The organism is Mycolicibacter arupensis (assembly GCF_002086515.1).
In the GTDB taxonomy this organism is placed as follows: Bacteria; Actinomycetota; Actinomycetes; order Mycobacteriales; family Mycobacteriaceae; genus Mycobacterium; species Mycobacterium arupense.
Genome location: NZ_MVHH01000073.1, coordinates 1 through 11,874 on the forward strand (window position 1 = coordinate 1; position 11,874 = coordinate 11,874).

The window sequence follows — 11,874 nt, forward strand, 5'->3', positions numbered from 1 at the left end:
AACCCGCCCTCGCCGCCGCCCTCGAAGGACAGACGCGGCTGGCCCAGATCGTGCGAACCGTCTTGGACGGTTACGCCGAACGGCCAGCGCTCGGCCAGCGTGCCGTCGACTACGTCACCGATCCGGCCACCGGCCGCACTGTCGCTTCGCTGCTTCCGCGCTACGAAACCCTCACCTACGGCGAGCTCGGTTCCCGCGTTCGGGCCGCTGCGGCGGCCCTGACAGCCGGGGCGGTGCGCCCGGGCGATCGGGTCGCGGTGCTGGGTTTCACCAGCGTCGACTACACCGTCATCGACGTGGCACTGGGTCAGATCGGCGCGGTGTCTGTGCCGCTGCAGACCTCGGCTGCGCTGTCCACACTGGCGCCGATCGTGGCCGAGACCGAGCCCCGGGTCATCGCTGCCAGCGTGGACTCCCTGACCGATGCCGTCGAGTTGGTGCTGACGGGTCCGGCCCCCACCCGTTTGGTGGTCTTCGACTACCACCAGCAGGTCGACGACCACCGCGAGGCGCTGGAGCAGGCGCGGGCGCGCCTGGCCGGTCTCGAGGTGGTCGTGGAGTCCTTGACTGACTTGCTGACCCGCGGCCGGGCGCTGTCCCTGCCGGTGCAGACCCCGGCCGACAGCGCGGAAGGCGCCGAGGGGCTGGCGTTGCTGGTCTACACCTCCGGCAGCACCGGCGCCCCCAAGGGTGCGATGTACCCGGAGAGCAACGTGGCCCGGATGTGGGTGCGCTCATCGAAGAACTGGTTCGGGCCGACCGCGGCCTCGATCACCTTGAACTTCATGCCGATGAGCCACATCATGGGCCGCGGCATCCTCTACGGCACCCTCGGCAACGGCGGCACCGCCTATTTCAGCGCGCGCAGTGACCTGTCCACCTTCCTCGACGACCTGGTGCTCGTTCGGCCGACCGAGCTCAACTTCGTGCCGCGGATCTGGGAGATGCTCTACCAGCATTTCCGCAGCGAGGTCGACGGCGTGGGGGCAGACCCCGCGGCCCAAGCTCAGGTGATGGCGCAGATGCGCCACGAGCTGCTCGGTGGTCGGTGCATCTTCGCGATGACGGGCTCGGCGCCGATCTCCGATGAGCTGCGGTCCTGGGTCGATCAGCTCACCGAGCTGCACGTCCTCAACGGCTACGGATCCACCGAGGCGGGCATGGTGCTCTTCGACGGGGAGGTGCAGCGGCCGCCGGTGATCGACTACAAGTTGGTCGATGTGCCCGATCTGGGCTACTTCGGCACCGACACCCCCCATCCACGTGGCGAGCTGCTGGTCAAGACCGAAAGCCTCTTCCCCGGCTATTACCGGCGGCCCGAAGTGACTGCCGAGGTGTTCGACGCCGACGGTTTCTACCGGACCGGTGATGTGGTGGCCGAGGTCGCGCCCGACCAGCTGGTCTACGTCGACCGGCGCAATAACGTGCTCAAACTCGCGCAGGGTGAGTTCGTCACCCTGGCGAAGCTCGAAGCGGTGTTCGGCAACAGCCCGCTGGTGCGCCAGATCTACGTCTACGGCAATAGCGCCCAGCCTTATCTGCTGGCCGTGGTGGTCCCGACCCCCGAGGCTCAGGCGGGCTTCGAGACCGAGGCCGCCCTTAAGTCGGGCATCGCTGAGTCGCTGCAGCAGGTGGCCTCCGGCGCCGACCTGCAGTCCTATGAGGTTCCCCGGGACTTCATCGTCGAGACCGAGCCGTTCACGCTGGAGAACGGACTGCTGACCGGGATCCGCAAGCTGGCCTGGCCCAAGTTGAAGGCGCACTATGGCGACCGCCTCGAGCGCCGCTACGCCGAGCTGGCCGAAGGGCAGGCCAGTGAGTTGAGTCGCCTGCGTCAGCATGGCGCCCAGCGGCCGGCCCTGGAGACGGTCAGCCGCGCCGCCGCGGCGTTGCTGGGGGCCTCGGCGGGTGATGTGGCCCCGGACGCCCACTTCACCGACTTGGGCGGTGACTCGTTGTCGGCGCTCACCTTCGGAAACCTGTTGCGGGACATCTTCGAGGTGGATGTGCCGGTGGGTGTGATCGTCAGCCCCGCCAACGATCTGGCTGCGATCGCCGACTACATCACCGCCGAGCGCAGCGGCGCGCCAGACGGGGTCAAGCGGCCGACGTTTGCCTCGGTGCACGGCCGCGATGCGGTTGAGGTGGCCGCCGCCGACCTGACGCTGGACAAGTTCCTCGATGCGGCCACCCTGGCTGCGGCGCCGACGCTGCCCGGCCCTTCCGCGCAGGTGCGCACGGTGCTGCTGACCGGTGCCACCGGATTCCTCGGTCGTTATCTGGCCCTGGAGTGGCTGGAACGTCTTGCGGCCGTGGACGGCACCCTGATCTGCCTGGTGCGCGCGCGCTCAGATTCCGATGCCCGTCGCCGTCTTGACAGCGTCTTCGACAGCGGCGACGAGCGGCTGCTGGCCCGCTACACCGAGCTGGCGTCCCGCCATCTGGAGGTGATCGCCGGAGACAAGGGCGAGGCGAATCTTGGTCTGGACCAAAGTGTTTGGCAGCGTCTGGCCGACACCGTCGACGTCATCGTGGACCCGGCGGCGTTGGTCAACCACGTGCTGCCCTACAGCGAGCTGTTCGGTCCGAACGCAGTCGGAACCGCCGAGCTGATCCGGGTGGCGCTCACCGGCAAGATCAAGCCGTTCACCTACTTCTCCACCATCGGTGTCGGTGACCAGATTCCGTTGGGCAAGTTCACCGAAGACGCCGACGTGCGGGTGATGAGTCCGGTTCGGGCGATCAACGATGGCTACGCCAACGGCTACGGCACCAGCAAGTGGGCCGGAGAGGTTCTGCTGCGCGAGGCCAACGACTTGTGCGGCCTGCCGGTGGCAGTGTTCCGCTGCGACATGATCCTGGCCGACACCAGCTACGCCGGTCAGCTGAACCTGCCGGACATGTTCACCCGGATGATGTTCAGTCTGGTCGCCGCGGGGGTGGCGCCCGGCTCGTTCTACGAACTGGGTGCCGACGGTCAGCGGCAGCGGGCCCATTACGACGGGCTGCCGGTGGAGTTCATCGCCGAGGCGTCCACCACGCTGGGCGCATCCGCGACGGGCGGCTACACCACTTATCACGTGATGAACCCCTACGACGACGGACTGGGCATGGATGAGTTCGTCGACTGGCTGATCGAGGCCGGCTACCCGGTCCGCCGGATAGCCGACTACGCCGACTGGTTGCAGCGCTTCGAGACGACGTTGCGGGCGCTTCCGGAGCGGCAGCGGCAGGCCTCCCTGCTGCCCCTGCTGCACAACTATCAGAAGCCGCAGACGCCGATCTGCGGGTCGTTCGCCCCGACGGACAGGTTCCGGGCCGCAGTGCAGGCCGCCGGGATCGGTCCTGACCCTGCGCATCCGGATATTCCGCATGTCACACCGGCGGTGGTCGTCAAATACGTCACCGATCTGGAGCTGCTCGGCTTGCTGTCGGTGAAGTAATGAATTGTGTTTCCCGCGAAAGGGTTTCGGGAGGTGTCGGGTCGCCGCTTGTTCGGCGTCCGGCGCCGCCGAAGTCCGTTTGCGTTTGACGGTCCTGTATTTCGATGGGACCATGGTTGGTAATTCCCACGACATGCCCGTGTGTCTCGGCCGGAAGGAGGTGAGGGCGAAGTGAGTTCCAGTGACGGTCCACATCCGTATCCGTGTTCGACCATCCGTTCTTTCCTCACCGGCTCCGGCGCCTCCGCTGCGGCCTGAACCGCGAGTTCGGCACACCCGTGACGGGTTGTGTCGGCCGGTGAGTTTCCCGGCAGGAGAAAATCATGGCTTTCATCACCATCAGTGTTCTGGCTCTCGACAGCTCGACGCAGCGTCAGGCGGGCAACCGCATGGTTCGCCGCCTGCGTGACCACATTGCCGCTCGCCGTGAGGTCCGTCGCGAGCAGCGTGCCCAGCGCTACGTGGCGCACATGCCGACCGCGGTGCTCGGCGCTTGCTGACGTGCTGGGCCTAGGCGACTCGATACCCGAGTCGCCTAGGCCTGCACGATAATCGGGTCGCCCAGGTGGACCGAGTTGAAATACCACGCAGCGTCTTCAGGACTGAGGTTGATGCATCCGTGGCTGACATTCGAATAGCCCTGCGAGCCCACCGACCATGGCGCTGAGTGCACGTACACGCCGCTCCAGGTGACACGAACTGCATACTCCCCGTTGAGCAGATAGCCCTCCGGGTCATTGAGCGGAATGCCGATGGTGCGCGAGTCGAACTTGATGGTGCGCTCTTTCGACAACGCGGTGAAGGAGCCGATCGGGGTGGGGCGCTTGGGCTTACCCATCGATGCCGCCATGATCCGCTGGATCTCCCCGTTCACGCTGACGGTGAAGGTATGGTCGGAGATGTCCGCGAGCCCCACCACCGCGTCGCCGGTCTCGAAACCCGTTGACATACCGTGCGCATCCACGCTGATCTTGCTATGCGGCGACCAGTAGCCGTCGGGTATCCACTGCACGACATCGTTGCCCGACCACTCGAAGTGTCCGGCGGTGTTGCCCGTGGAACTGATATGGATTCCCCGTTCGGCGGCCGCCCGGTCACTGACCGGCCCGGCGAAGGTCACAATCACCGGGTACGCCACGCCGACGACGGAGCCGGCGGCCGGCTCGATGGCGGCGATCGCCGGCCCCAACTCCGGCGGCACCTGGGCGGCCTCGCTGATGCCGGCCGATGCCCCCAGAGAGCCGACAGTCACGGCCACCGACCCGGCGATGGCCACAATTCCCCGCCTCACATTGCGCATGGCGTCCATTGTGCCAAGAGCGACCCCGTCGGCGCAGGTTTAGTGATCCTCGGACGGTGCGAGCAGACTTCCCCAGGCTGCCTTGGTCCCGGTCGAACCGATGTTGTGGATCGCCAACATCGACCCGCCCGCCAGCGTGATGACGCCCACGACAATTCCCAGCCGAACCAGCGTCCCCACCGCTCGGCCACGGGTGAGGGCTAGGTGCAGCCCGGCCAGCAGCGCCGCGGCGACGGCCTGGCCCAACGCCATGTAGAGGCCGTACTCCCCGGCGGCCATATGGGCGTCGAGCTCGGGTGAGCCGGCGAACTTGCCGGTGTCGGCCAACCATTCGCCCGCGGTGATCGTCAGCGGCGTGACCACCAGCGTGACGGCGGAGAAGGTCACCACCAGCCAGATCAACCGGCGGCGCGCGGCGGGCCACAGCGCGCACACGATCAGCAGGACCGCGGTCAGGGGCACCAGCGACACCACGACGTGCAGCAGGACGACGTGTGCGGGTAGCCCGTCGATTGTCGACATGGTCGTCCTCTCGTTGTGGGCGCCTGCGGAGTTCAGCCTCCCCGTAACGGGGGCCGCGCACAAGAGCTGCGGCGGGGCGTCGAGCCGATTGCGTCCGGCGTTTGCCAGCCGTACCGGCGGTTCCGGTACGCTGGTGTTTCTTGTTTCGCGAGTCCAGCATCTGCGACATCCCGGGACGGCAGGTGTGGCCTAGATTATGACCCGACTGCAGGAGGTATGACGTATGAGCGGAGCGCATCGCCCCGGCCTTCGGCGGCTGCTCAGCGTGACGGCGGTGGCCGTAGCCACCGCCGGGCTGGTTGCAGCTCCGGTTCAGGCGTCCCCCACGCTGCCTGCTGCTCCGCTCGACCCCGCTGCCATGGTCGCTCAGGTCGGTCCCGCGGTGGTCAACATCGACGCCAAGTTGGATTATCAGAGCGCGGTCGGAGCCGGAACCGGCATCGTCTTGGATCCCAGCGGTGTGGTGCTGACCAACAATCACGTCGTCGCCGGCGCCACCGCACTCACGGCAGTCTCCGTCGCCAAGGGCCAGACCTACGAAGTCGACGTGCTCGGTTTCGACCGCAGCCACGACGTCGCGGTACTGCAGTTGCGCGGCGCCGACGGCCTGCCCGCGGCGATCATCGGCAACTCCTCGCGTGTGGCCGTCGGTGACCCGGTGGTGTCGATGGGCAACGCCGGAGGCCACGGCGGCCCGCCCAGCGTGGCGCCCGGACGCGTGATCGGTCTGAACCAGACGGTCTCGGCCGCCGACGAACTGACCGGCACCACCGAGACGCTGACCAACATGATCAAGGCCGACACCGCGATCCGCCCCGGCGACTCGGGTGGCCCGATGGTCAACGCCGCCGGACAGGTCATCGGTATGAACACCGCGGCATCGGACAGCTACAAGTTCGCCCAGCCCGGCGGCGAAGGCTATGCGATCCCGATTGACCAGGCGATGGCCATCGCCAATCAGATCCGGTCGGGAATCTCCTCGAACACCGTGCATATCGGCCCGACCGCCTTCATGGGAGTCGGTGTGGTGGACAGCAACGGTGGCGCGCGTGTCGCCCAAGTGCTCGACGGCACGCCGGCCGCGGCCACCGGTATCGCCCGCGACGACTTCATCACCTCGGTCAACGGCCTCCCGGTCAACAGTGCGACCGATCTGACCAGCGTCCTTGACCAGCGTCATCCGGGCGACACCGTCACCCTGACCTGGCGCAACCCTGCCACCGGCGAACACCAGGCCGACGTGACCCTCGTTCCCGGTCCGGTCGGCTGACGGATACGTGCCTAAATTACGAGAGCACTACAACAGTGAGTCGCGGCTGTCCTGGGTACTCGCCGGGCTGGCCGGTGTCCTGGCCGCCACGGCCTACGCCCACTCCGAGGGCTACTTCGTCACCTTCATGACCGGCAACGCCGGGCGTGCGGCGCTGGGGTTGTTCACCGACAGCATGTGGATGTCGATCTCGGCCGCCGCGCTGCTGGTGTCCTTCATCTCCGGTGTGGTGATCGCCTCGCTGTGCCACCGGCATCTGTGGCGCAGTCGGCCCCATGGAGCGTTGCGGCTGACGGGTGCGTCGTTGTTGACTGCGACGGTGGTCGACTGGGTCGAGGGCGGTCCGGCCTTGCCGGTTCCCCTGCTGCCGATCCTGCTGGTCGCGTTCGGTGTCGGCGCGCTGAACACCACGTTCGTGCGCGACGGCGAAGTATCGATCCCCCTGAGCTACGTGACCGGCACGGTGGTGAAACTGGGCCAGGGCATCGAGCGCCACATCAGCGGCGGAACCATCCACGACTGGTTCTTCAACTTCATGCTGCTGACCGGGTACATCTCGGGCGCCACGATCGGTGGCGTGATCAGCATCTTCGTCGGTGGTACCTGGATGCTGGCCACCGCCACGGTCATCTGCCTGTTGGCCACCTGGTACAGCCACCGCTACGTCGACGGCCGCGGGCTCTGGCGCTGACCCGGTAGCGTGCTGCCCGGCGGCTGGCCGTGCTGGTCGAAGTACTCGACGATGCAGAACTCATTGCCCTCGGGGTCGTGCATGACCAGTACGGACCCCTCGTCGTAGTCGTGACGGATGCCGGACCATCGCCCGCCCAGGGCTTCTACTTGCCGGCGCCCAGCATCGATAGCGTCGACCTGAAGGTCAAGGTGGATCCGGGTCTTGACGGTCTTGGGCTCGGGTACCCGCTGGAAGGTCAAGCGCGGCCGGGCGTCGCGGCGAGAGCCGACGGTGGCCCATTCGCCGTCGCCGCTGTGTTCGTCGGTCACGGCCACGTTGAGCATCGCGCTCCAGAACGAAGCCAGCCGTGCGGGATCAGCGCAGTCGATCGTGATGCCAACCAACCGATTCGTCATGGTGACAGCATCGACGACGCGGGGTTGGCCCACAAACACGTCGGCAGCAGTGCGGTATCGCACTGCTGCCGACGGGTTGGGGGTCTCGATCAGGTCGGGTCGATGCCCACACCCAGCGTGCGCAGGATGTCCGGCTTCATCGCGACCAGCTGCTCGTTCCAGTACGGCCAGTCATGCGTCCCGTTGGCCGGGAAGTTGAACACGCCGTTGGTGCCGCCAGCTGCGGCGTAGTTCTGCTGGAACTGCTGATTGGTGCGCAGCGTCAGGCTCTCCAGGAACTTGGCGGGCAGGTTGTTGCCGCCGAGGTCACTCGGTGTGCCGTTGCCGCAGTACACCCAGATCCGAGTGCGGTTGGCGACCAGCCGCGGGATCTGCAGCATTGCGTCATTGCGCTTCCACGCCGGGTCCGACGACGGGCCCCACATGCTGTTGGCGTTGTAACCGCCGGCATCGTTCATCGCCAGCCCGATCAAGGTGGGCCACCAGCCCTCGGACGGGTTCAGGAAGCCCGAAAGCGCTGCCGCGTAGGGGAACTGCTGCGGGTAGTAGGACGCCAGGATCAGCGAGGAACCGCCTGCCATGGACAGTCCGACCACGGCATTGCCGTAGGGCGAAACACCCTTGTTGGCCTGCAGCCAGGTGGGCATCTCCCGGGTCAGGAAGGTCTCCCACTTGTAGGTGTAGTTCTGGCCGTTGCCCTGCGACGGCTGGTACCAGTCCGAGTAGAAGCTGGACTGCCCGCCGACGGGCATGATCACCGACAGTCCGGACTGGTAGTACTCCTCGAACGCCGGGGTGTTGATGTCCCAACCGCTGTAGTCGTCCTGGGCGCGCAGACCGTCGAGCAGGTACACCGCGTGGGTGCCACCCGGCTGGAACTGCACTTTGATGTCACGGCCCATCGCGGCCGAGGGGATCTGCAGGTACTCCACCGGCAGGCCCGGGCGGGAGAACGCCGACGCGCTGCCCGAACCACCGACAACCCCGACGAGGCCGCTCAGTAGCGCGGCCCCCACCGCCGCGACCATAAGCCGGCGCGGTAGCCGACTCGCCGCGTAACGCAACTTCGAAACGCTCTTCATAGCTCTTTTCCCATCCGAGTGTCGTGCGGTCTTGCCTTCTGCCCAGGAGTCAAACACGCAGCGCCACCGTGTCCTGTTCGCCGCCACGGGATTTCATATCGCGGTTCGGCAACGATTGAGATTCGGGCCGGACTCGCCGTTGGCCGTGCTGGCCGAAGGCGGGGCATATAGTCGACGTAGTCATCGACAAAGGGGCAGTTCATGCAGGCCAGTGCTCGGGTCTTGGGGACCGGTGGCGCTCCGCTGGCAGGAGTTCGCGTCGTCGAGATAGCCAGCTTCGTCGCCGTGCCACTCGCCGGTATGACGCTGGCGCAACTGGGCTGCGACGTGGTGCGCGTCGACCCGATCGGCGGTGCCGCCGACTATCGGCGCTGGCCGGTCACCGACGACGGCACGTCCATCTACTGGACGGGTCTGAACAAGGGTAAGCGCTCCGTGGTGGCCGATCTGCGGTCTCCCGAGGGCCAACAGGTGATCCAGCGGCTGATCGCCGACAGTGGCGTCGTGATCACGAATATGATTGGCAGGCAGTGGCTTTCCTATGAAGCGTTAGCTCCGGAGCGTCCCGACCTGATCCATCTCGAGGTAGTCGGCCGTTCGGATGGATCCACCGCGGTCGACTACACGGTCAACGCGGGCGTCGGCTTTCCCCTGGTGACCGGGCCCGCCGACTGCGCCGCGCCGATCAACCACGTGCTCCCGGCGTGGGACATCGCCTGCGGGCTGCATGCCGCGGTTGCGGTATCGGCCGCGCTGCATCGGCGGGCACAGACCGGGGAGGGCTGTCGGATCCGGCTGGCGCTGCAGGATGTCGCGCTGGGGACCGCCAGTGCGTTGGGCTTCCTCACCGAGGCCATGGTCAACGGCGTCCGCCGCGAACGTATCGGCAACGCGGTATATGGCCAGTACGGGCAGAGCTTCACCAGCTGCGATGGCGCGTCGTTCATGGTGGTGACCCTGACCAACCGGCATTTTCGTGACCTGGCCGAGTTAACGGAATCGACGAAAGTCCTTGCCGCGCTGGCACAAGCGCGTGGCATCGATTTCGACGACGAAGGGCAGCGCTACTGCCATCGTGACCTGCTGACCGGACTGTTCAGCGGCTGGTTCACCGCCCAATCGGCGGGGCAGATCGAGGCCGCTCTGGCGGCGACCTCGCTGCTGTGGGACCGCTACCGCAGCTTTGCCGAAGTCGCCGCGGACGAAGGCCTGCGCGACAACCCCATGTTCACCGAACTGGATCAGCCTCGGGTGGGGCAGTACTTGGCTGCCGGGCTCCCGTCGTCTATCGACGGTATCCACCCACCGGCGGCCGTGGCACCAGCGCTGGGCGCCGACACCGTGCAGGTGCTGGCCGACCGCCTCGGACTGAGCGCCGAAGACATCAACCGGCTGCGCCATCAGGGCGCGGTCGCCACGGAATAACACGGGAGCGAGGGCAGATGCGTACTTTCGGATCAATCGAAGAACTTGCCGCATGCGCGGGTCAGGTGATCGGCCACAGCGACTGGGTGACCATCACTCAAGACGCGGTCAACCTGTTCGCGGACGCGACCGGCGACCATCAATGGATCCACGTCGACCCCGAGCGGGCGGCCAACGGGCCGTTTGGGACCACGATCGCCCACGGATATATGACGCTGGCCATGTTGCCGCAGCTGATGGCGCAGATCAGCCGGGTAGAAGGGGTCAAGCTGGCGATCAACTACGGCCTGAACAAGGTGCGCTTCCCCGCGCCGGTCCCGGTGGGCTCCAGGATCCGTGCCGAGACGTCAGTAGTGGAGGTAGCCGATGTCGGTGGTGGCGCGCACCAGGTGACCTACTCGACCACGGTGTCCATCGACGCCCATGCCAAGCCGGCCTGCGTCGCCGAGAGCGTCGTGCGCTACGTGCTCTGAGACCGGCCGGGCTTCGCGTCCCGTCCCCGGGGCCGGGACGCGAAGTAGTGGGCGACGATCGCCGCGATCTGCAGAAACCGCCGGCGGGCCCCCGGCGTCATCTCACTCATCACGTCGATCACCCCGCCTGGCCGCAGGTGCGGATCGAACGGCACCTCGACCACTGCCTGGCCATGCCGGAGGAACTGTGCGGTCAGAGCCGAGCGGGTGCGCTTGTCGGCGTGGCCGTCGGAGTCGTTGAGCACCACCACGGTGCGCTGCAGCAGCCCGCCCTGGCCCCGATCCGCCAGCCACTCCATAGTTTTAGCTGCCGCGCCGGCACCATCCGCCCACGGCGACGAGACCACGATCAGAGCGTCCAGGTCTCGCAGAGCCTCTTGGGTCACCGGCGAGTCCATGGTCGAGCCACAGTCGATGATCGAAATGGTGAAATGCCGGTCCAAGCGCAGCGCTGCCTCCCGGTACAACGCCGCGTCGAGGATTCGGCGCTTGCCCGCCGCGGGCTCACCCACCAACACATAGAGCCCCGCCGCGTTGGCACCCACCCGGCTGCTGATGTCAGTGAACGACTGCATGCTCTGGTCGGCGGCCAGATCCCAGTAGGAGCTGGTGGCGTGGGGATCGATCCGACTGCCGAGCCGGCCGAACGCAGTGTCTGCGTCGACCGCCACTACGTGGTCGGCGCGGCGCAGGGCCGCGAACACCGATCCGACGCTGGCCGCCACCGTCGTCTTGCCGACGCCGCCCTTACCGAGAACGCCCACCTTGTAGCTGCCGTTGGGCAGTGACCGGATAGCCGCCAGATACGTCGCTTCTTCCCTCTCCGCAGGCGACGGACCCAGGTTGACCAGCCCGAGCGTCGCTGAAAGCACGACTCGTCGCCAGCCGCGGGTGGGCTGTGGCCGCGTCATCGGGCCCGGCTGCAGGTAGGGCGCCGGTTGAGGTGGCGGCGGAGGCTGCTGTGGCGGCGGGGCCCACGGCCGCGGCTGCTGCTGCGGCGGGGGCACCCGCTCCCGCAGAAAGTCGTCGTCTGCGTTCATCGGCTCCTCGAGGCATACGGCAGCGGCACGGCCGGGTGGCCCAACAACTGTGCAGCTTAGCCGCGCAGGTGCCCATCACCGATGAGCCCAGCCCTAACGACCGGGTCGAGCGTGCGCTCGGGGTCAGCAGTCGTAGTAGAGGGCGAATTCGTAGGGGTGGGGGCGCAGGTTGATGGGGGTGATTTCGTTGTCGCGTTTGTAGTTGATCCAGGTGTCGATGACGTCGGGGG

General features: G+C 67.0%; 12 protein-coding genes. 6 read left to right on the forward strand and 6 right to left on the reverse strand.

Annotated features, from left to right (window positions below):
• Together car and BST15_RS22235 are read left to right on the forward strand one after the other, a co-directional pair.
• The coding region (gene car, locus BST15_RS19780; RefSeq protein WP_109560247.1) for a carboxylic acid reductase at window positions 1-3,443 on the forward strand (3,443 nt) is incomplete at its 5' end.
• A 323-nt stretch (window positions 3,444-3,766) separates the two neighbouring features.
• A complete protein-coding gene (locus tag BST15_RS22235) occupies window positions 3,767-3,943 on the forward strand; it encodes a hypothetical protein (RefSeq protein WP_157861738.1) in 177 nt (58 codons plus the stop codon).
• A gap of 35 nt (window positions 3,944-3,978) precedes the next feature.
• Here the strand turns inward: BST15_RS22235 and BST15_RS19785 are convergent, their stop codons facing one another.
• Both BST15_RS19785 and BST15_RS19790 read right to left on the reverse strand, forming a co-directional pair.
• Window positions 3,979-4,734: a L,D-transpeptidase gene (locus tag BST15_RS19785; RefSeq protein ID WP_046191038.1), complete on the reverse strand. Its 756-nt coding sequence runs from the start codon at window positions 4,732-4,734 to the stop codon at window positions 3,979-3,981.
• 48 nt (window positions 4,735-4,782) lie between these two features.
• A complete protein-coding gene (locus BST15_RS19790) occupies window positions 4,783-5,265 on the reverse strand; it encodes a hypothetical protein (RefSeq protein ID WP_046191035.1) in 483 nt (160 codons plus the stop codon).
• Between the two features lie 223 nt (window positions 5,266-5,488).
• On the opposite strand from BST15_RS19790, the gene BST15_RS19795 reads away from it, so the two are divergent.
• Both BST15_RS19795 and BST15_RS19800 read left to right on the forward strand, forming a co-directional pair.
• Complete coding sequence (locus tag BST15_RS19795; RefSeq protein ID WP_046191034.1) at window positions 5,489-6,535, forward strand: S1C family serine protease; 1,047 nt, start codon at window positions 5,489-5,491, stop codon at window positions 6,533-6,535.
• A 7-nt stretch (window positions 6,536-6,542) separates the two neighbouring features.
• On the forward strand, window positions 6,543-7,226 hold the full coding sequence (locus BST15_RS19800) for a YoaK family protein (protein WP_046191033.1): 684 nt from the start codon (window positions 6,543-6,545) through the stop codon (window positions 7,224-7,226).
• On the opposite strand, the gene BST15_RS19805 is transcribed toward BST15_RS19800, so the two are convergent.
• Entirely contained in the window at window positions 7,196-7,624 is a 429-nt protein-coding gene (locus BST15_RS19805) for a VOC family protein (RefSeq protein WP_046191037.1), read from the reverse strand. The two genes, BST15_RS19800 and BST15_RS19805, sit on opposite strands and share 31 nt — an antisense overlap.
• Before the next feature lie 89 nt (window positions 7,625-7,713).
• Entirely contained in the window at window positions 7,714-8,706 is a 993-nt protein-coding gene (gene ag85C / locus BST15_RS19810) for a diacylglycerol acyltransferase/mycolyltransferase Ag85C (protein WP_046191032.1), read from the reverse strand.
• Window positions 8,707-8,907: 201 nt separating this feature from the next.
• On the opposite strand from ag85C, the gene BST15_RS19815 reads away from it, so the two are divergent.
• Entirely contained in the window at window positions 8,908-10,131 is a 1,224-nt protein-coding gene (locus tag BST15_RS19815; protein ID WP_046191031.1) for a CoA transferase, read from the forward strand.
• Between the two features lie 17 nt (window positions 10,132-10,148).
• Window positions 10,149-10,604 carry a MaoC family dehydratase gene (locus tag BST15_RS19820; RefSeq protein WP_046191030.1) on the forward strand — a complete coding sequence of 152 codons (456 nt, stop codon included), beginning with the start codon at window positions 10,149-10,151 and terminating at the stop codon, window positions 10,602-10,604.
• Here the strand turns inward: BST15_RS19820 and BST15_RS19825 are convergent.
• Window positions 10,592-11,644, reverse strand: coding sequence for a MinD/ParA family ATP-binding protein (locus BST15_RS19825; RefSeq protein ID WP_109370835.1), 1,053 nt, complete (start codon window positions 11,642-11,644; stop codon window positions 10,592-10,594). The genes BST15_RS19820 and BST15_RS19825 overlap by 13 nt on opposite strands.
• A 123-nt stretch (window positions 11,645-11,767) precedes the next feature.
• On the reverse strand, window positions 11,768-11,874 hold a 107-nt coding region (locus BST15_RS22905; protein WP_234808433.1), incomplete at its 5' end, for a glutamine synthetase.